Genomic DNA, 19,028 nt, shown 5'->3' on the forward strand with positions numbered 1-19,028 from the left:
GCGCCCGCACACCCGACACGGGTGGGGGTGCGCTGATGCCGTCGATCACGTGTCCGTACTGCTTCGCCCGGCTGGCGCGCGAGCGGATCGGGTTCCGCTGCGCCGGCAGTCCCGGACGCGGTCCCGGCTGTGCGCCGCGGCTGGACGAGAAGCTCGCCGCCTACACCGGCTCGGCCGCGTCCGCGTCGCTGCCGCCGGTCTTCGACCCGCCGCCGGCGACGCGCCGGCTCGGGCGCGGGCTGCCGCGCCGGGCGGCCTGCCCCGAGTGCGGGCAGGACACCGCCCGCCGCGTCTGTCCCGAGTGCCACAACCCGCTGCCCGGGGCGTACTGCGAGACGCCCGGAAAGATCGTCGCCCTCGTCGGGGCGAAGAACTCCGGCAAGAGCACCTACATCGCCGTGCTGCTGCACGAGCTGTCGCACCGCATCGGGGCCGAGCTGGGCACCGCGCTCGTGGCCTGCGACGACCGCACCATCGAACGCTACAAGCGTGACTTCCACCGCCCGCTGTTCGGCGACCGGCGGCTGCTGCCCGCCACGGCGAGCGCGGTGACCACCCCGCGCGACCCGCTCGTCTACCTGCTCACCCGCACCCGCCGGCGGCGCCTGCGGCAGCAGGACATGTCGCTGACCCTGGTGCTGTTCGACACGGCCGGCGAGGACCTCCGCAGCCGCGACGTGGCCGACCTGCACCTGCGCTACCTGGCGGCGGCCGACGCGATCATCTTCCTGGTCGACCCGCTGGAGCTGAAGGCGGGCGGCGGCGACCCCGACGCCGAGCCGATCAACGTCATCGCCCGGGTCACCGAGCTGCTGCACACCGGGCGCGACCTCCCCCACGGCCGGCGCCTGCCCGTACCGGCCGCGGTCGCCCTCACCAAGATCGACGCACTGCCGCTCGACGGCGCGCTCCAGCGGAACCGCACCGCGACGGCCGCGCTCGACCTGAACGACCGCGAGGCGGTGCACGAGCAGGTGCGCGCGCTGCTGTACGACTGGCAGGCCGGCGCGCTGGACCGCTACCTGAGCCACGAGTACGCCGAGTACGGCCTGTTCGGCGTCTCGGCACTCGGCGGCGTGCCCCGCGAGGGCGCGGTGGGCACGGGCGGCATCCGGCCCTACCGGGTCGAGGACCCGCTGCTCTGGCTGTTGCACCGGTTCGGGATGCTCGACGGGGCCCGCTGATGGCCTGGGACCTGCGGTACACCTCGGTGGAGTCCGGCCCGACCGGCAGATCCGGTTTCCAGTTCGTCGCCACGACTCCGGGCACGCCGCCGGACGTCGTCCGCACCGTCACGCCGTACATGAGCTACCGGCCGCCGCCGTCCGCGCCGTCCGCGCCCGCGCCGGAGGAGCTCGCCGCCCTCCCGGTCGCCTTCGCGTACGGGCGGGAGGGCGACCACGCGGTGCTGGCGCGGTGCCGCTACACCGGCCGCGACTACTCGGGCCGGTACGGCAACTTCTCCGGGCACGCCGTGGTGGCGGCACCGCACGAGCTGGAGGGGCTGCGGCCGATCGAGCTGTGGGAGTCGCCGGTGTGGGACGGCCCGCCCGAGGCGGCACCGGACCTGGTCCCCGGCACGGCGTTCGACCCCGACTCCCTCGTCGCCTGGCTGCGGCGTGAGGACGCCCACGACCGGCTGGCCGTCCTGCTCGACGCGGTGACCGCCGCCCTGGCCGGCGGGCACGGGCGGGTCGTGCTGGTCGCCGACGACGCGGGGCTCGTCGCGCGCTGGATCGCGCTGGTGTCCTACTCCCTGCCGGCGGCGCTGGCCGCCCACCTGTCGTTCATCACCTACACCGCCGACCCGGAGTCGGCGCCGCAGCTGGTCGTGGGCACGGTGCCGGAGGCGTGGCCGCGCGGGGGCTTCCGTCTCGGCGAGCCCGTGCCCGGCGACGGCGACCGCCCCGGCCGCTTCTCCCGCGTGATCGCGGACTGCTGGCGTACGGGCGACCTGGACGGCATCGACGCCGTGGGCGAGCTGCTGACGTCCGGTGCGGGGGAAGCGGACGGCGTCGCCCCGCCGGGCGTCGACCTGACCGGACGGCTCCGAGCCGGGGTCTCGCCGGCCGGCGAGCGAACCGCCACCGCGCCGGTGGGCGTGGTGGAGCCGCCGCGCGGCTTCCCGGCCGGTGGCCTTCCCGTGCTCGCGTCGGCCGACGGGGCGGCGGCGCTGCTCGCGCTCTGCCGCGGAGAGACGTCGGTGTCCGCCGCCGAGGAGTCGGCCGCCGCCGCGCTCGTCCGGTGCGGCGGGGCGCCGTCCTGGCTGTGGCCGGCGCTGGCGCCGGCCCTGCCCGGTCTCGGGTTCGAGCTCGCCGCCGCGCTCGCGCACGTGGCGCCGGAGATCGCCGAGCGGTGCGTGCTGCTGGCCCTGGCCGATCCGTCGCTGCGCGCACGCCTGCCCGTGCTCCGGCTCCGCGACGGCCTGCCCGCGCGCTTCCGCGCCGCGCTCGCCGAGGCGCCGAGGCTGGACGCGCTGGCCGACGTCGTCCGGCTCGCCGACCAGGTCGGCGGCCGGATCACCGGCGATGACGTGACCGCGGCCGCCGCGGCGTGCGCGCGGCGCGGCGCGGGCGACATCGCCGCCGCCGTACGCGCGACGCCCGGCGTCTGGCGTGCCGCTCTGGTCGGCGGCGTCCTGTCGGGTCTCGAACGCGCCGAGTCCGGCACCCGCCGGGCGATGCTCACGCCGGACGCCCGCGCGGCCCTCGGCGAGCGCGACTGGACCCGCGCGCCTCGTACCGGTGGGCTGATCCTGTCCGCGCGCGCCGACCGGCACGAGGCCACGGCCCGCCTGATCGAGCTGGAGCCGTACGGCCTGCCGGAGATCGAGGAGCTGCTCGGCGCGCTGTGGGACGCTGCGCCCTCGCCCGGCGAGTGCGAACGCCTCGTCGAGCGGCTCGGGCCGTCGATGGCCCGGTTCGCCGTGCTCCGTGACCTGCCACGGCGGGTCTTCGAATCCGCGCCGCTCGACGCGGCGGAGACCGTACGCCTCGCCGAGCTGATCCGCGATCGGCTGCCCGAGCTGGCCGGTCCGGCCCGGATCGTGCTGGCGCACCGCGAGGCGCTGCGGGCGGGGACCGAGCCGGAGATGGCCCGCGTCCTCGGCCGGATGGACGCCGGCGACCCCCTGACCGACCGGGTGTGCGCGAGCGTGGCCGGGGCGCTCACCGCGCGGCCGGCGCGGTCGCGCGCCGAGGTGCTGGCCGCGGCCACCGACGCCGTACGCCGGGAGCTCGCCGGCCACTGGCTCGACGCCGGTCCCGACCGGGACGACCGGGTGGACCTCGCCGAGATCGAGGTGCGCCTGCACCGGGCGCGGACACCGGTCCCCCGGCTCACGGCGTGGGGCGACGGGCTCGGGCGGTTCGCCCGGAGGCACGTCGAGTCGGCGCTCACCGACCGCGACCCGGCGCTCGCGTCGGCGTGGCGGGCGCTGCGGCGACGGGGAGCGTGACGCCGTGCCGGTCGTGTACGTGCTGGTCGTCATCGTGTGGCTCGGCCTGGTCGCGGCCGAGTGCGTGTTCGTCCTGCCGGTCGCGCTCGCGCTCGCCCTGCTCGCCGGGTTCGGCCTGGGGCTCGGCCGCTTCTTCACCGTCGCCTGGCGTGCCCTCACCGCCACCGGTGTGGACGGCCCGTCCCCGGTCCGGCGCCCCGCGCCCGGGCCGCCCGACCCCGCCTACCCGCACTACCTGCTGGTCCAGGTGTGGCGCGACATGGCGGCACTCGAACGCCGCACCCTGCCCTGGTGCGTCACGCAGGCCCGGTGGGCGGCCGCCACACTGACCGAGACGCTGCTGAAGCCGCCCCAGGGGCTCGCGCTGTTCCCGCTGTGGTTCGGGCTGTGCGCCGGCATGGCGCTGTCCGTCGTACCGCTCGCCGTCGCGGTGCTGGCGTTCGCCCTGGCCACGGCGGTGATGGCGGCGGCCGGGCTGGTCGTCTGGTCGGTGTGCGTGGCGGTGCTCGGCGCGGTCGAACGCGTCTGGATGGCCTACCGCCGGATCCTGCTGGCCTGCCCGCACGCGGGCTGCTACCAGCGGTTCGCGCTGCCGGAGTACTCCTGCCCCCGCTGCGACGAACGCCACTCCCGGCTCGTGCCGAACCGCCTCGGCGCGTTCCGGCACGTCTGCCGCTGCGGCGCGCGGCTGCCCACGACGATCCTGCTGGGGCGGTTCCGCCTCGGGGCGTACTGCCCGCACTGCCACCGGCGGCTGCCCGGCCGGATCGGACGGGCGCGCGTCGAGCCGCTGCCGTTCGTCGGCGGTCCCGCGGCCGGCAAGACGACGCTGATGTTCCTCGCCGTACGCGCGCTGCGCGCGAGCGCCGCCGGCGCCGGGGGCCGCGCGGAGTTCGTCGAGGCGCGCGACGCGCGGGCGTACGCCGGGGCGGTGGCCGAGCTCGACCGCGGTGGACGCCTCGCCAAGACCGGCCCCGAGCTGCCCGTGGCGACCATGCTCGACCTGACGCTGCCGGCCGCGCACCGGATCCTCTACCTGTTCGACCCGGCCGGCGAGCTGCACACGGGCGCGACGCGGGTCGAGCGGCTGCGCTACCTGGACCACGGCGAGGCGTTGCTGTTCGTCATCGACCCGTTCGCCCTGCCGGAGCTGCGGGCCGCGCTCACCACGGACGAACGCCGCCTCGTGGAGCAGACGACCGCGACCTCCGACGAGGACCCCTCCGACACCCTGCAGCGGCTGCTTGCCGAGCTGCGGTCGCGCGCCGACCAGGGCCGGCAGCGGCGCATCGCGGTCGTGGTGACCAAGGCCGACGTGCTGCGCCGCACGGCGGTGGGCGCGAGTCTCGGCGGCGACACGCGCGGCTGGCTGGAGGGGCTCGGCCTCGGCAACACGATCCGTACGCTCGAGCGCACGGCCGCGGAGGTCCGCTACTTCGCGTCCGGCCTGGACATCCCGCCCACGGCGCTGGCCGAGCTGTTCGGCTGGGCGGCCGGGCTGCCGCTGGGCGGCCGGGTCGACCCGGGGTTCGACGACCGGCCGGCAGCGGACGAGCTGCGCGAGCCCTGGCCGGTGGCGGGCCGCCCGCCTTCGCTGGTGCCGTACGGGCACCAGGCGGGGCGCAGCGCGCTGTTCGCCGCGCTGACCGTGCTGGGGCCGCTGATCATGATCGTTCTCGGCCTGTCCGTGTACACGCGGTTTCGATGAGCCGCCGGTGGTGAATCCCCGCGTCGTGGGGTAACGGTGACGGTGTGAAAGCCATCGTGATGAACCAATACGGCGGTCCCGACGTGCTCAAGCTCGCCGAGGACGCGCCGGAGCCGAAGGTCGGGCCCGACTTCGTCCTCGTACGCGTCAAGGCGGCGGGGGTGAACCCGGTGGACTGGAAGATCCGCGAGGGCCGCCTGGACGGACTCTTCCCGACGGACTTCCCGGTCGTCCCGGGCTGGGACCTGGCGGGCGTGGTCGAACGCGTCGGGCCGGCCGTCAGCGAGTTCTCACCGGGCGATGAGGTCATCGGCTACGTGCGCGAGGACCACGTGGGCCGCGGCACGTACGCCGAGCTGGTGTCCGCACCGGTGCGCACGCTCGGCCGCAAGCCGGCGCGGCTGTCGTGGGCCGAGGCGGGCGGCCTGCCGCTCGCGGGCCTGACGGCGTACCAGGCGCTCGTCAAGGCGCTGGGGGTGAACGAGGACGACACGGTGCTCATCCACGCGGCGAGCGGCGGTGTCGGGTCGTTCGCCGTGCAGATCGCGCTGGCGCGGGGCGCCCGGGTCATCGGCACGGCCGGCCCGCGCAACCACGACCATCTGCGGTCGCTCGGCGCCGAGCCGGTGGCGTACGGGCCGGGGCTCGCCGATGAGGTGCGCCGGCTCGTCCCGGGCGGCGTCTCGGCGGCGCTCGACCTGGTGGGCGGCGAGGCCCTCGAGGTGACGCCGAAGCTGCTGACCGGCAAGGGCCGGTGGGCGTCGATCGTGGACCCGTCGGTGACCGAACGCGGCGGGCGATACGTGTTCGTCCGCCCGGACCCGACGGACCTGGCGGCGCTGGCGCGGCTCGTCGACGACGGCCGCCTGACGGTCCCGGTGGCGAAGACGTTCCCGCTCGCGGAGGCCGCGGAGGCCCAGCGCCTGAGCGCGGAGGGACACACACGCGGCAAGATCGTGCTGACCGTGGACTGAGTCTCCGCGTCCGGCTCCGTCCCTCTCCCGGCGGGCCGGAGCCGGGCGCTTCCCCCGCCGCTCGCCCGTACCGGGCACGGTGATCATTGACTTTCTTCTGCCTTTGTTCGAAAGTTTTTGACGACGACGCGACGCATCCGATTCGTCGCACCTTGTGGCGTTCTGTCGCGCTTCATCGGGGCACCTCCGGCCCGCCTGGATGAACTGCCGCATCTCCCGACAAAGCCGGTCGACTCGGTCCAGCGAGCATCGCCCTGGCGTGGGTTCGGTCACTACGCTGCGCGCCGGGCCTCATTGGCGCCGCGATTGGCCACTCTTCCATTTCCGCAGATGAGAGCCGCAATTCCGCCGTTGCGCAACGATCAGTCCCAGGGCTTGGTTACAGTGGGTAAGTAGTTCGCTCCATACTTTCCGCTCCGAACGCGTTGCCGTTCTCGCGACACTTCAGATACATTGCGCCGTAATCGGGCTGTGACTTACCTCCACCCGGGAGGTGACAGACCGACCGCCGAATCCGGCTGCACCCCCAGTGCAGCGGGAGCCGGGGACCCACGTAGTCCCTTGGGGTGAATCCGTCTCGCACGGTAGGGCTCCTCCTGGCCCGAACCCGTCAGCTAACCCGGTAGGCGGCGTTAGGGGAGACATGGATCCGATAGGTCACAAACTGCTGCAGGTCGCCAAGGGCCAGCTCGGCTATCACGAGAAGGCCAGCGGGTACACCAAGTACGGCGACTGGTACGGCAAGCACGTCGGCAAGGACCCCGTCTTCAAGGACGCGGCCTGGTGCGACATGTTCCTCGCCTGGGCGGCGGACAAGGCCGGAGTCAAGGACTGGACCGGCGAGTTCGCCTCCACGCCCGACCACGCGAAGTGGTTCAAGAAGCACCACGCGTGGGGTCACCACCCCGAGCCGGGCGCCATCGTCTTCTTCTCGTGGAACGGCGGGAAGAGCATCGGCGACATCGAGCACGTGGGCATCGTCGAGTCGGTCCACGGCCACACGCTGCACACCATCGAGGCCAACCACAACGACCAGCTCGGCCGCGCCACCCGCGACGTCAGCCAGGTCGTCGGGTACGGCTACCCGTCGAAGGTGAAGGTCAAGGCGGCCCCGGCCGAGCAGAAGTACGTCCCGAAGCACTCGGCGCCGCCGCCGGCCGCCAAGGAGATCGGTCAGCAGCCGGCCACCCCCATGCACGAGACGCAGACGACGGCCCAGCACGACTCCGCGCCGCCGCTGCCGGACCAGCAGGCCGCCCTCACCGGGCTGCTGGCCGTCGTGGTGTTCGGCACGGTGACGCTGGCGCTGAGCAAGGCGAAGGTCCGCGTGCCGGTGCCGACCCCGAACGTCCGCGTCCGCAAGCGCGGCAAGCACCACCGCACGCCGGTCGAGATGCCCGCCGACATGAGCGTGGCCGACCTGGACGCCGCGGACGCCGGCACGGCGGTCATGCCCGTCCTGTCCGCGGAGGCCGCCGCGCTGGCCGAGGACAAGGAGTTCTGGGGCAAGATCACCGAGCTGGAGGAGGACGTCGAGCTGGCGTTCTGGAACACCCTCCACGCCGCGGTCTCCCAGCCCAGCTCCGAAGAGTCGCTCAACGTCTGAGAGCGGGCTCTGAAGCCCGAGCCGGCCCTCCCCGCCCGTGGGAGGGCCCTCGGTCATCGCCCGGGCCTTCTTCTCCGAGCCCGGCACTGCCGCTTTCCCCCGGTCCGCACCGAGCCGGACGTCCGATCTCAACGGTCGGCTCGGCACGTGGACCCGTTGCAGGCCGACCCTGCCCCTGGAGCGCGCGCTCGCGCTCGGTCGGCCTGCGCCGGCGGCCTCCCCGTCTCCGCCTGTTCTCCCTCGCGCTTGACCCTGACGCCGGGGTCAACGTTTAGCGTCGTCGCGGCATCGTTCGGCACGGCCGAGCGGACCCAGCGACGACAAGGAACGGGCAAGATATGACGAAGACGTCACTCCAGGGTCAGAGCGTGATCGTGACCGGTGGCGGCACCGGGATCGGCCGGGCGACGGCGCATCAGTTCGCACGTGAGGGTGCCCAGGTGCTCGTCGTGGGCCGAAACGCGGAGAACCTCGAGCGGACCGCCGAAGGACGACCCGGCATCCGCACGTTCGTCGCCGACGTCGCGGCGCCGAAGGCGCCCGCCCGGATCGTGACCGCCGCGGTCGAGGCGTTCGGGCGGCTTGACGTCCTGGTGAACAACGCCGCCGTCACCCGGCCGGCGCCGCTCGGCACGATCGACCGGGACGTCGCGCAGCAGCAACTCGACACGAACCTCATCGGCCCGCTGATGCTCGCTCAGGCCGCCCTGCCCCGGCTGGAGGACGGCGGCGGCACGATCGTCAACATCACCGCCAACGGCCCAGGGCGCGCCTTCCCGGGCAACTCCGTCTACGGGTCCACGAAAGTGGCCCTGGACTTCCTGACCCACACCTGGGCCGTCGAGCTGTCTCCGCGGAACATCCGGGTCGTCTCGGTCGCTCCTGGGATCACACAGACGCCCGTGCTGACGCACGCCGGGTTCACCCCCGAGGAGATCGCCGCGAGCCGCGACGAGATCCTCGCCCGCGTCCCGCTCGGGCGCGCCGCACGGCCCGAGGAGATCGCCTGGTGGATCGTGAACGTCGCGCGCCCCGAGGCCGGCTACCTGACCGGTTCGGTGATCCGCGTCGACGGCGGGATCAACATCGCATGAGGAGCGTTCACCCGAAAGGTAATCTCCGACCGTGTTGATCGGCGAACTGGCCCACGAGGCGGGAACCACCGTCCGCGCCCTGCGCTACTACGAACAACAGGGCCTGCTACACCCCCGGCGTACGGCGAACCGGTACCGGGACTACGGCGAGAACTCCATCCTGCGGGTCCGCAACATCCGGCTGCTGCTCTCGCTCGGCTTCACCGCCGAGGACCTCCACGCGTTCCTGCCCTGCCTCGACCAGGACATCGAGGCGAACCGGTGCCCGGGGAGCGCTTCGGTCATCGCGGGCAAGCTCACCGAACTCGAGGGGAAGATCACCGCGCTGGCCGAGATACGGGACCGTCTGAGCGTGTTCCTCGACCGCGTCAACGGCGGTTGCGACAGGGACGGGCTCTGACCGTACGCCGCCCGCACGGGTCGCCGGGGCGTTCGCCGAGATATCGGTGTACATCCCGCCTTTCGTGGCCGGGCTTCGCTCTGCGCTAGGCGGAAAGAACCAGAGCGGCATCACCCACAGTGACCATCCTTGAAGACGCCAGGCCATCTCCGCATGTTCCGGTTGGCCATCACGTCACGGTCCGTTAATGTCCCACGGTGTCACCGGCCGGTTCCCGGCCGGACCGCCGAGTCGCCTCGCGCGCAAGCCAGCGCGCCGGGCGAGCCGGGGACCCACTCGCGGAGCGCTTCACGGGACTCTCTCCCATCGCGCTCGGTCCCGGGGTGAATCCGTAACCGGTAGGGCTTCTCCTTGGCCCGAACCCGTCAGCTAACCCGGTAGGCGGCCCAGGAGAAATGAGGAGCACCTGAATGGAGCCTTCGCGAACCGCGAAAGCGCATCATAGGCCGCACCGCAGCCGCAACACCGTGGTCGCCGGCATTCTTCTCACCGGCGGACTGATCCTGCCGTCGCCGGCGGCCGAGGCGAAACCGGCACCCCGGATCGACGCGCTCCGGCAGCAGGCCGACCAGCTGAACACCCAGCTCGAACAGCTCACCGAGCAGTACGACGGGCTGCGCGTCCGGCTTCGGCAGGCCCAGCGCGCCAGCACGATCGCCAAGGCGACCTCACAGCGCGAGACCAAGGCCCTCAAGGCCATCCAGCAGCGTGTGGGCCGGCTGGCCGCGCTGCGCTACATGCACAGCGCGCCCGACGAGGCCCCGGCGCTGTTCTCCGCCAAGGACCCGCAGGCGCTGCTGGACCAGGCCGCGACCCTGCACTTCTTCACCCAGCAGGACGACACCCAGGTCCGCCAGCTCACCCAGGCGATCCAGAACGCCGAGCGCGCCTGGCAGAACGCCCGTGACCGGGCTTCGCGGTCGGCGCTGCTCAAGGCGCAGCTTGCGCAGAAGAAGGCGACGATCGGCAAGACGCTCGACAAGCTGCGCAGGCCGCTGCTCAAGGACGCCGTCGAGCGTGCCGAACGCGGCGAGAGCGTGCCGGAGATCCCGGGCGGGTCCACCAAGGCCATCGGCGCCGTACGCGCGGCGCTCACGCAGCTCGGCGTCCCGTACGTCTGGGGCGGCGCCACGCCCGGGAAGGGGTTCGACTGCTCCGGCCTGACCATGTGGGCGTACAAGCAGGTCGGGGTGAACCTCCCGCACTACGGCGGCGACCAGTGGAACGCCGGCGTCCACGTCTCACGGAGCCAGCTCCAGCCCGGCGACCTGGTGTTCTTCTACTCCGACATCCACCACATGGGGATGTACCTGGGAGACGGGAAGTTCATCCACGCGCCGCACACCGGCGATCACGTACGGGTCGCCGACCTGGCCACCCGCCCGTTCGCCGGAGCCGTACGCATCGTCTGATCGACGTAAGCGCCGTCTTGAGAGTCGTACGCATCGCCTGACCGGCGCACGCGCGATCTTGAGGGACGCACGCATCGCCTGGACGACGCACGCGCCGTATGAATCGAGGGGCCCCGGGCACGGGGCCCCTCGCTCACTTCGTCGTGCGGTACATCTCCGCGACCATGAACGCCAGGTCGAGCGCCTGGCTGCGGTTGAGCCGCGGGTCGCAGGCGGTCTCGTACCGCTGGTGAAGGTCGTCTTCGACGATCTCGTGGCCGCCGCCCACGCACTCGGTGACGTCGTCGCCGGTGAACTCCAGGTGGACTCCGCCCGGGTGGGTGCCCAGCGACCGGTGGACGTCGAAGAAGCCCTCCACCTCGGCCACGACGTCATCGAACCGGCGGGTCTTGTAGCCGCTCTCCGCCTCGAAGGTGTTGCCGTGCATCGGGTCGCAGATCCACGCGACCTGCGCCCCGCTCGCGGTGACCTTCTCCACCAGCGGCGGCAGCGCCTCGCGTACGCGGCCGGCGCCCATGCGGATCACGAACGTCAGGCGGCCCGGCTCGCGCTCGGGGTCGAGCTTGTCGATGAGCGCCAGGGCGTCCTCGGCGCTGGTCGTCGGGCCGAGCTTGACCCCGATGGGGTTGCGGATGCGCCGCATGAACTCCACGTGCGCGCCGTCGAGCTGCCGGGTGCGCTCGCCGATCCACAGGAAGTGCCCGGACACGTCGTACGGCAGGCCGGAGCGCGAGTCGATGCGGGTCAGCGCCCGCTCGTAGTCGAGGATCAGCGCCTCGTGGCTGGAGTAGAGCTGGACGCGGTGGAACTCCTCCGGGTCGGCGCCGGCCGCGTGCATGAACGCCAGCGCCCGGTCGATCTCGCCCGCGAGCCGCTCGTAGCGGCGCCCGGCCGGGCTGTTCGCCACGAAGTCCTGGTTCCACGCGTGGACCTGGCGCAGGTCGGCGTACCCGCCCTGGGTGAAGGCGCGGCAGAGGTTCAACGTCACCGCGGCGGCGTGGTAGGCCCGCAGCAGGCGTCCCGGGTCCGGCGTGCGGTCCTCGGCGGTGAAGCCGAAGCCGTTGACCATGTCGCCGCGGTACGCGGGAAGCTCGACGCCGTCACGGACCTCGACCGGCTTCGACCGCGGCTTGGCGAACTGGCCCGCCATCCGGCCGATCTTCACGACCGGCACGCTCGCGGCGTACGTCAGGACCACCGACATCTGGAGCAGGGTCTTGAGCTTGTTGCGCACGTCGTCGGCGGTGGCGCCGGAGAACGTCTCCGCGCAGTCGCCGCCCTGCAGCACGAACGCCTCGCCCCGCGCCACGGCGGCGAGCTGCGCGCGGAGCTGGTCGCACTCGCCCGCGAACACGAGCGGCGGAAGCTTGGCGAGCTGGTCGGCGACGACGCGCACCTGAGCGGGGTCGGGCCAGTCGGGCTGCTGGGCCGCGGGAAGATCGCGCCAGGAGTCAAGGAGGTCCACGGGCACCTAGGGTATCGACCATTACGCCATGCCCGGGCAGCCGGCCGCCCACGACGCGGCGCCCTTGCCCGGTCTTGGGGAGACCCATACGTTCCGGGCCGCCGTCCCGGCCCCTCGGTAGGGTCGAGGGGACTCACAGCCGGGGACAGCGATGGCCAGGGGGCATGATGGGCGCAAGTGACGATCTCGGGCAGGCCGGAAGTGTGCGGGAATGGCTGCGGGGTCTGGAGGTGTTCGCCGGCCCGCTGGCGGACTTCGATCCCGCCGGCGCCCCGGCCGAGCCGGTCGACCTGTTCCTCGGCTGGCTGACAGCGGCGGTCGAGGCCGGTGTTCCCGATGCGCACGCCATGACGCTGTCGACCGTCGGCGAGGACGGCGGCCCCGACGCCCGGGTCCTCATCCTCAAGAACGTGGACGCCGACGGCTGGCAGTTCGCGGTGCACGCCGGCAGTCCCAAGGGCCGTCAGCTGGCGGATCTGCCCCGCGCGGCGCTCACCTTCTACTGGCCCCTGCAAGGCCGCCAGGTACGGGTGCGGGGCACCGTGGAGCCCGCGTCCCCCGAGCAGAGTGCCGCCGATCTGCTGGCCCGTGCGCCCTCCGCCCGCGCCGAGGCGCTGCTGGGCCGGCAGAGCGGCCATCTGGAGAGCGCCGGAGAGCGCGACCGCGCCTTTCGCGCGGCGCTGGCCCGGATCGAGTCGGACCCCGCCCTGATCAGCACGGAGTGGACGCTCTACACCCTCGTTCCGATCGCGATCGAGTTCTGGCAGGCCGACAAGGACCGCGTTCACACCCGGCTGCGTTACGAACGTCCCGATCGCCACAGCCCATGGGAACGCCACATGCTGTGGCCGTAGTTTCCTTCCCACCGGTCCGGTTTCGGGCCGGATCGCAGTTGATCGCCTTCATCACGGGCGCGGCCCGCGTCTGCGATGATGGGCCGACTCCCCGCAGACAGCCGACGACGCATGAGGTTCTGACATGAGCACCACCAGCCGCGCCTACGACATCTGGCTCCGCAAGCCGGAAGAGGCCCAGCAGCTCCTGGAGTCGAAGCGGGCCGATCTCGAAGGCGACGGGCTGTCGCTGCTGTCCTGGCTCGTCCTCACCAACGAGCGCGACGACCGGAAGACCGAGCAGATCGCCAACGCGGCCATCGCGGCGGGCGGCGACACCCGTTTCGCCACCGCCGCGCTCGCCGAGGTGTACAAGTGGCGGGGCGACTACAACCGCGCCGCGGACATCGTCCGCGCGGCGCGCGAGAAGTACCCCACCATCCCCTGGTACGCCCTGACGCTGGCCGACATCCTCAAGGACGGCGGCCGTATCGACGAGGCCGAGGCGCTCCTCGAGTCGGTCGTGAACGACTCCCAGCTGCGCCGCCACGCGCTCAAGCGCCTGTCGAAGTGGGCGGTGGACCGGGGCGACAAGCCCCGCGCCCTGAAGTACCAGACCGACCTGATCGCACTGGCGCCCGACTACCTGGTCTACGCGTCGGACTACACCCTGCTGGCCCACCTGCGGCTCGAGGCGGGCGACCCCGCGGGCGCCCGGGACGTCCTCCAGCGCGGGGCGTCCATCTACGCGGGCAACATGCAGATCAGGGAGATGCTGCACCAGCACTTCGGCGAGACCGCCCCGGCCAAGCCGCCGACGGTGGCGCCGGTCGACGAGCGGACCGTCGGCGCCCGCCGCATCCCCATCAAGACCAGAATGATCACGCTGCGCTCCGGCATCCTCCCGGTGATCCAGGAGGCCACCGCCGGGCAGCTGCGCCCCGACGACATCCTCGCGCTCTCCGAGAGCCCCGCCTCGGCGGGCCAGGGCCGGATGATCCCGCTGGAGATGATCACGCCGGAGGGCATGGCCAAGCAGCTCAGCAAGTTCGTCGGCAAGATCGGGCCGCTGCACAGCCCGGCCGGCATGCAGGGCGCGATCATGGAGGCCGGGCGCGCGAAGGTCCTGCTCGGCGCCGCCGCGGGCGCGGCCGGCAAGCTCGTCGGCAAGCGCGGCTGGTTCTACCGCGTCGCCGGGCCGGGCGCCGCGATGATCGACGACGTGGCCGCCGCCCTGCCGCCGCACGACCACCACCTCCTCTTCGGCCCCGGCCGTCCGGACAAGCTGTCGGAGGAGCTCGCCGCGGCCCTCGGCTGCCACGTCTGCGTCGTCGACGCCAACAACCTGACCGGCGCGTGGGTCGTCGGCGCGTCGGCGGGCGTCGACCGCAAGTGGGTGGAGAAGGTCCTGTCGGACAACCCCGCCGGCAACGAGGACGAGCAGACCCCCATCGTGGTGATCCGCAAGATCTGAACGCACGTCGGCGGGCCCGGGAACGCCCGGGCCCGCCGACCACCGGAGTGCACGCACGTTCCGGGTGCGTGAAGGGCCGGTGAACTCTCCGTGCCACCCCGCCGGATCGGGCCGGCGCGAGCCTACGATCTCCTGATCGCGGGGCGGGCGGGGAGGCGGGATTCATGGGCGGCGTGCTCACGATGGCTCAGGCGATCGCCGAGCTCATCGCCCAGCGCCAGGAGAACCTCTTCATCGGCGTCCTCATCATCGTGCTGGTGACCACGCCCATCGCCGACCGCTACTTCATCCGGCGCCGGCGGATCGACTACCGGGTGCTCTACAACTCCAAGATCGGCTTGAACCCGGTCGCGCTGCGCGACGACGCCTCCGGCCCATCCGACCCGGACGACCCGAGGGACCCACGCCGGCGCCTGAGCCTGTACGCCGACCTGCTCGACCGGATGAGCATCGTGATCGTCCGGGTGCGTAACACCGGCGGGTACGACATCGAGCCCGGCGACTTCGGCACGGCGATGTCGTTCACGTTCGGCAAACGCGTCATCTGGGACGCGCGGATCTCCGACGCCTCGAGCGACGAGCTGCGCAGGAACATCCGGGACGGGATGGAGTTCTTCTCCCAGGCGCCGGGAGACGGCGCGCAGGCCGCCGACGACGACAAGGGCATCAGGGCGGTCCGCCGGCTGCTCGGGGACCGGCTCCGGCCCATCCTGCTCGGGCCCGCGCCGTCCGGCCCGGACAAGGCCGCCGCCCCGGAGTGGCACGGCGTGCGGCTGCCCGAGCTCGCGCTGCGCCGGCGGGAGAAGTTCAAGCTCGTCGTGGTCCTGCACGAGCCGGGGGCTCCGGAGGACCGGGCGGGCCAGAGAAAGATCACCAAGGACTTCGACGTCCGCGGGGCGATTCACAGCGGCGTGGTCAAGAACGAGAAGGACCGCCGCCGGATCAGCTGGCCGCGCGCCGCGTTCGCGCTCGGCGCCCTTCTCGCGGTCGTCCTGGTCTTCAACGTGGTGGGCGCCTCACTCGGGTCCTCCCCCGAACCGGCGGTGCGGTGCGCGAGCGGTCACCTGCGGCTGGAGGGGTCCAGCGCCTTCTCCGAGCCGCTCGGCTTCATCTCCGGCGAGTACACGAAGGCCTGTCACTCGGCCGCGATCGACCTGCGGCTCACCGGCAGCCGTGCCGGCATGCACGACCTGATCGACGGAGGCGCACCGGCGCCGGACGGGCTCGCCGTGCTCAACGACGGCCCGAACACCACCGGGCCGGCCGCCGACCTGCGGACGCACCCGGTCGCCGTGATCGTCTACGGCGTCATCGTGTCGGACTCGACCGGCGTCACCGATCTGCGCGCCGACCAGATCAGGGACGTCTTCAGCGGTCGTTTCCACTGGTGGGACCAGCTCGGCGGCCGGCATGTGCCGATTCGCATCGTCGGCCGCGACGGTGAGTCCGGCACCCGCCAGATCCTCCAGGACAAGCTGCTGCTCGGGCGTTCGGAGGGCGCGGCGTCCTCGACCGAGTGCGCCGAGCAGAGCCCGCCCCCGCACGCCGCGACCATCCGGTGCGAGTTGCGTACGACGGGCGAAGTGATCGACAAGGTCGCCACCACGCCCGGCGGGATCGGCTACGCGGACGCGCCGACCGCCAAGACCGAGGCCGCGCGGCGGCAGACCTTTCACGTCGTGACCCTCGGCGGCAGGCTGCCGGAGGCCACGAGCATCGCGCAGGGCTATCCGTTCTGGACCGTGGAGTACCTCTACACCGCGGGCGATCCGGCCCCGGGCTCGCTGCTGCGCCGCTTCATCGACTACCTGGGCGGCGCCGGCGCCCGGGCCGAGCTGAGCGTCCGCGGCTACCCGCCGTGCATCGACCGGAACGGCGACCGCAACCCCCTGTGCGCGAGCCCGCCCTGAGCCCGCCGGTCAGCGGTGGGCGGCGATGACGGCCTCGCGCGCCGCGCGGGCGACCTGTTCGACGTGCCACTCGCTCAGGCCTTGGTGGACCGGGAGCGCGAGCATCTGGTGACGGAGCGGCTCGAGCTCGGCGAAGCGCGCACGGTCGAGCAGCGGATGGGCCACCGGCCAGATCTCGATCGAGCGTACGCCGCGTTTTTGCAGCTCGGCGATGGTGCGGTCGCGCTCGGGCACGCGTACGGGGAAGTAGAGCGGCGCGACGCCGTCGGGCAGCCCGCGGAACCGGTCGAGGCAGATGTCGGGCAGGGCGTTCAGCAGGATCTGGTAGTTGCGGCGGCGCAGCTCGCGGATGCGCTGGCCGTCGGCGCCGTGCACCGCCCACTCGGTCATGCGGGAGGGCTTGGACGCGGCGTTCTCCATGTCGGCGACCTCGAGGTCCCACTCGCCGATGACGACCTCGGTGAGCGTGCCCGCCTGGACCGCCTGCTCGGTCTTGCTGACCTTGCGGAAGACCTTGGTGGCGGGGGCGCGCAGCACGCCGGCGCGCGACTGGGCCGCCCAGCCCATGCCCTGAGAGGCGATCGAGCGCGCCATGCCCTTCCACGGCGGCCGGCCGGTCGCCTCGATGGACCCGCCCCGGATGAGCACCGCGCCGCCGTCAGGCACGCCCAGCGACTTGCGCGGGCAGAAGATGGCCGCGTCGCCGCGTGAGCCGATCGCCCCGCCGCCGTCGTAGGAGAACAGCGCGTGCGCGGCGTCCTCGATGACCCGGGTGCCGGGCGGCAACGACGGCATCGGGAAGCCGTAGTAGGAGATGAGGTAGGTGGCATGGCACTGCCGCGCCACCCGCATCAGGTCTTCCTCGTCGACCTGCAGCGTCGGGAAGACCCGGTAGAAGAGGACCTCACAGCCGGCGAGCCGGGCCGCCTCGACCTCCGAGCCGCAGTGGTAGGCGGGCATCGCGATGCGGGTGCCGGCGCCCAGGCCGAGCGCCTTCAGCGCCAGCCAGATGGCGCCACGCCCCAGGTGAGTGAGGGTGAGCCCGTCTCTGTCGAACGGGAAGAGCCGAGACCGCCGCGTCACCAGGGAGGCCGGCTCGAGTGGCGGATAAACGCTCATCAACGGGTCGCTCATAGTGGCAACACCTTACTGGCCGACTTGAGCCAAGATATGGGTTCGCCCGCCGGAGAAACTTCACGGCGGCCCGGCACGTCGTACCGGTCAGAGGTGATGCATGGACCTGTCCACACTCGGCGACGTCTGGCACGACGTCATGGGCACACAGCCGCACCCCCCGTGGTGGCTGGTCACGCTGACGGGCGTGGCCGCGCTCGGGGCGGTGTCGGTCCGTTCGGTGTGGCACGTGCTGCGCAACGTCGTGACCATCGCGCACGAGGGCGGGCACGCGCTCGCCGCGCTCGTCACCGGCCGGCAGCTGCACAGCATCCGGCTCCACTCCGACACCTCGGGCGTGACCGTCTCCAGCGGCAAGCCGTACGGCGCCGGCATGATCGTCACGGCGTTCGCCGGCTACGTCACGCCGCCGCTGCTCGGCCTCGGCGCGGCCGGGCTGCTCGCGACCGGGCACATCACGGCCATGCTCTGGGCCGGCATCGTCCTGCTGGCCGCGATCCTCCTGCTGATCCGCAACGTGTACGGCGTGGTGTCCGTCGTCACGACCGGCGCGGTGATCTTCGCGGTGTCCTGGTTCGCGTCGCCGACCGTGCAGGCGGCGTTCGCGTACGCGTTCACCTGGTTCCTTCTGCTCGCGGGCGCGCGCCCGGTGGTGGAGCTGCAGACCAAGCGCGCGCGGGGCCGCGCGCCCGACTCCGACGCCGACCAGCTGGCCCGGCTCACCGGCATGCCGGGCCTGATGTGGGTGTTCGGCTTCGGGATCGTCGCCGTCATCGCGCTGGTGGCGGGCGGCGCCTGGCTGCTGCCGGACTCGCTGCCGCAGCTGCCGAACTGGTAGCCGTCACTTCACCGGCCGGCCCCGTTCGGCGTCGACGATGTACCAGGTCGTGCCGTACGCGTTGATGCCCTGGCCGTTGATGTCGCCGGGCCCGACGTCGCGCGCCGAGTAGTACAGCGGCCAGCCGTTGTACTCCACCTGGGTCGGCCCGTCGGTCCGGCCGATCGTGCCGAGCCAGGCCGAGTTCACCCCGGGCCCGGCGTTGACCTGGCCGTTGGTGAACAGCGGCGGCCAGTCCTTCGTGCAGGCGCCGGTGCAGTGGGACTCGAAGTCGGCGTTGTCCTTGGCGGCCACGTAGATCGTCTTGCCGCGGCCGTCCTCGAGGATCCTGCCGTACCGCGTCTGCCTCGACCGGATCTCCAGCGGACCGGCGCCGGGCGGTGCCGACGAGACCGGCGGTGCGGACGAGACGGGCGGCGGCGTCTCGCCGGACGGCGCCGGCCGAGGCTCCGGCGACTCGGCCGGCGGGGACGCCGACTCCGGCGCCGGCGACTCCGGAGCGGCCGACGACGGCCCGCCGTACCCGCCCGAGACGGGTACGGCCCGGTGTCCTCCGCCGCAGCCCGAGGCGAGCAGGCCGAGTCCGACGGCCAGCGCCCAGACGGCCCTGACTGCCTTGCGCATGAAAGTCCGTTCCTCGACGTGAACGTGGACAGTGGGCGGTGAGCGCGGGGCCGACGGTCGCCGTGGCGGCGCCGCCCACGGGCGTGGCCGCCACCGGCG

The 19,028-nt window shown here is 72.8% G+C and carries 15 protein-coding genes and 2 riboswitches; of the genes, 12 read left to right on the forward strand and 3 right to left on the reverse strand.

The window, feature by feature from the left end:
- The first annotated feature begins 35 nt into the window (after positions 1–35).
- From ABEA10_RS16850 to ABEA10_RS16885, 8 genes are all read left to right on the forward strand, one after another.
- Complete coding sequence (locus ABEA10_RS16850) at positions 36–1,184, forward strand: TRAFAC clade GTPase domain-containing protein (RefSeq protein ID WP_345464596.1); 1,149 nt, start codon at positions 36–38, stop codon at positions 1,182–1,184.
- A complete protein-coding gene (locus tag ABEA10_RS16855; protein ID WP_345464599.1) occupies positions 1,184–3,457 on the forward strand; it encodes a GAP1-N2 domain-containing protein in 2,274 nt (757 codons plus the stop codon). The genes ABEA10_RS16850 and ABEA10_RS16855 overlap by 1 nt, the downstream gene beginning before the upstream one ends.
- 4 nt (positions 3,458–3,461) lie before the next feature.
- Positions 3,462–5,165: a TRAFAC clade GTPase domain-containing protein gene (locus tag ABEA10_RS16860; RefSeq protein WP_345464602.1), complete on the forward strand. Its 1,704-nt coding sequence runs from the start codon at positions 3,462–3,464 to the stop codon at positions 5,163–5,165.
- Between the two features lie 44 nt (positions 5,166–5,209).
- On the forward strand, positions 5,210–6,139 hold the full coding sequence (locus ABEA10_RS16865) for an NADP-dependent oxidoreductase (protein WP_345464605.1): 930 nt from the start codon (positions 5,210–5,212) through the stop codon (positions 6,137–6,139).
- A gap of 496 nt (positions 6,140–6,635) precedes the next feature.
- Positions 6,636–6,784, forward strand: a riboswitch (cyclic di-AMP (ydaO/yuaA leader).
- A complete protein-coding gene (locus tag ABEA10_RS16870) occupies positions 6,783–7,745 on the forward strand; it encodes a CHAP domain-containing protein (RefSeq protein WP_329238888.1) in 963 nt (320 codons plus the stop codon). Its footprint overlaps the riboswitch before it by 2 nt.
- Before the next feature lie 338 nt (positions 7,746–8,083).
- Positions 8,084–8,839, forward strand: a complete 756-nt coding sequence (locus tag ABEA10_RS16875; protein ID WP_345464611.1) for an SDR family NAD(P)-dependent oxidoreductase — start codon at positions 8,084–8,086, stop codon at positions 8,837–8,839.
- Between the two features lie 31 nt (positions 8,840–8,870).
- Positions 8,871–9,239 (forward strand): MerR family transcriptional regulator, encoded by a 369-nt coding sequence (locus ABEA10_RS16880; RefSeq protein ID WP_345464614.1) that lies wholly within the window; start codon positions 8,871–8,873, stop codon positions 9,237–9,239.
- A 243-nt stretch (positions 9,240–9,482) separates the two neighbouring features.
- A riboswitch (cyclic di-AMP (ydaO/yuaA leader) is annotated at positions 9,483–9,638 on the forward strand.
- A 68-nt stretch (positions 9,639–9,706) separates the two neighbouring features.
- On the forward strand, positions 9,707–10,651 hold the full coding sequence (locus tag ABEA10_RS16885) for a C40 family peptidase (RefSeq protein WP_345464617.1): 945 nt from the start codon (positions 9,707–9,709) through the stop codon (positions 10,649–10,651).
- A 133-nt stretch (positions 10,652–10,784) separates the two neighbouring features.
- On the opposite strand, the gene ABEA10_RS16890 is transcribed toward ABEA10_RS16885, so the two are convergent.
- On the reverse strand, positions 10,785–12,116 hold the full coding sequence (locus ABEA10_RS16890; protein ID WP_425550911.1) for a class II 3-deoxy-7-phosphoheptulonate synthase: 1,332 nt from the start codon (positions 12,114–12,116) through the stop codon (positions 10,785–10,787).
- A gap of 167 nt (positions 12,117–12,283) precedes the next feature.
- Here ABEA10_RS16890 and ABEA10_RS16895 point away from each other — a divergent pair, with 167 nt between their 5' ends.
- The 3 genes from ABEA10_RS16895 (at position 12,284) to ABEA10_RS16905 (ending at position 16,333) form a co-directional block, all read left to right on the forward strand.
- A complete protein-coding gene (locus tag ABEA10_RS16895) occupies positions 12,284–12,970 on the forward strand; it encodes a pyridoxine/pyridoxamine 5'-phosphate oxidase (RefSeq protein ID WP_345464621.1) in 687 nt (228 codons plus the stop codon).
- A gap of 124 nt (positions 12,971–13,094) precedes the next feature.
- On the forward strand, positions 13,095–14,423 hold the full coding sequence (locus tag ABEA10_RS16900; protein WP_345464624.1) for a tetratricopeptide repeat protein: 1,329 nt from the start codon (positions 13,095–13,097) through the stop codon (positions 14,421–14,423).
- Between the two features lie 164 nt (positions 14,424–14,587).
- Entirely contained in the window at positions 14,588–16,333 is a 1,746-nt protein-coding gene (locus ABEA10_RS16905) for a substrate-binding domain-containing protein (protein WP_345464627.1), read from the forward strand.
- Positions 16,334–16,342: 9 nt separating this feature from the next.
- Here the strand turns inward: ABEA10_RS16905 and ABEA10_RS16910 are convergent, their stop codons facing one another.
- Complete coding sequence (locus tag ABEA10_RS16910; protein ID WP_329238912.1) at positions 16,343–17,467, reverse strand: DegT/DnrJ/EryC1/StrS family aminotransferase; 1,125 nt, start codon at positions 17,465–17,467, stop codon at positions 16,343–16,345.
- Positions 17,468–17,567: 100 nt separating this feature from the next.
- Here ABEA10_RS16910 and ABEA10_RS16915 point away from each other — a divergent pair, with 100 nt between their 5' ends.
- Positions 17,568–18,305 carry a M50 family metallopeptidase gene (locus tag ABEA10_RS16915; protein ID WP_329238915.1) on the forward strand — a complete coding sequence of 246 codons (738 nt, stop codon included), beginning with the start codon at positions 17,568–17,570 and terminating at the stop codon, positions 18,303–18,305.
- A 3-nt stretch (positions 18,306–18,308) separates the two neighbouring features.
- Here ABEA10_RS16915 and ABEA10_RS16920 read toward each other — a convergent pair whose 3' ends face one another.
- Entirely contained in the window at positions 18,309–18,929 is a 621-nt protein-coding gene (locus ABEA10_RS16920) for a COG4315 family predicted lipoprotein (RefSeq protein ID WP_345464633.1), read from the reverse strand.
- Positions 18,930–19,028: the final 99 nt, after the last annotated feature.

The sequence above is a fragment of the Actinoallomurus oryzae genome, from assembly GCF_039541955.1.
Lineage (GTDB): Bacteria > Actinomycetota > Actinomycetes > Streptosporangiales > Streptosporangiaceae > Actinoallomurus > Actinoallomurus oryzae.

Excerpts from the sequence above, each read along its gene's own strand:
- ABEA10_RS16850 (WP_345464596.1), top strand. The coding sequence starts at position 36 with ATGCCGTCGATCACGTGTCCGTACTGCTTCGCCCGGCTGGCGCGCGAG.
- ABEA10_RS16855 (WP_345464599.1), top strand. The coding sequence starts at position 1,184 with ATGGCCTGGGACCTGCGGTACACCTCGGTGGAGTCCGGCCCGACCGGC.
- ABEA10_RS16870 (WP_329238888.1), top strand. The coding sequence starts at position 6,783 with ATGGATCCGATAGGTCACAAACTGCTGCAGGTCGCCAAGGGCCAGCTC.
- ABEA10_RS16875 (WP_345464611.1), top strand. The coding sequence starts at position 8,084 with ATGACGAAGACGTCACTCCAGGGTCAGAGCGTGATCGTGACCGGTGGC.
- ABEA10_RS16895 (WP_345464621.1), top strand. The coding sequence starts at position 12,284 with ATGGGCGCAAGTGACGATCTCGGGCAGGCCGGAAGTGTGCGGGAATGG.
- ABEA10_RS16900 (WP_345464624.1), top strand. The coding sequence starts at position 13,095 with ATGAGCACCACCAGCCGCGCCTACGACATCTGGCTCCGCAAGCCGGAA.
- ABEA10_RS16905 (WP_345464627.1), top strand. The coding sequence starts at position 14,588 with ATGGGCGGCGTGCTCACGATGGCTCAGGCGATCGCCGAGCTCATCGCC.
- ABEA10_RS16910 (WP_329238912.1), bottom strand. The coding sequence starts at position 17,467 with ATGAGCGACCCGTTGATGAGCGTTTATCCGCCACTCGAGCCGGCCTCC.
- ABEA10_RS16915 (WP_329238915.1), top strand. The coding sequence starts at position 17,568 with ATGGACCTGTCCACACTCGGCGACGTCTGGCACGACGTCATGGGCACA.
- ABEA10_RS16920 (WP_345464633.1), bottom strand. The coding sequence starts at position 18,929 with ATGCGCAAGGCAGTCAGGGCCGTCTGGGCGCTGGCCGTCGGACTCGGC.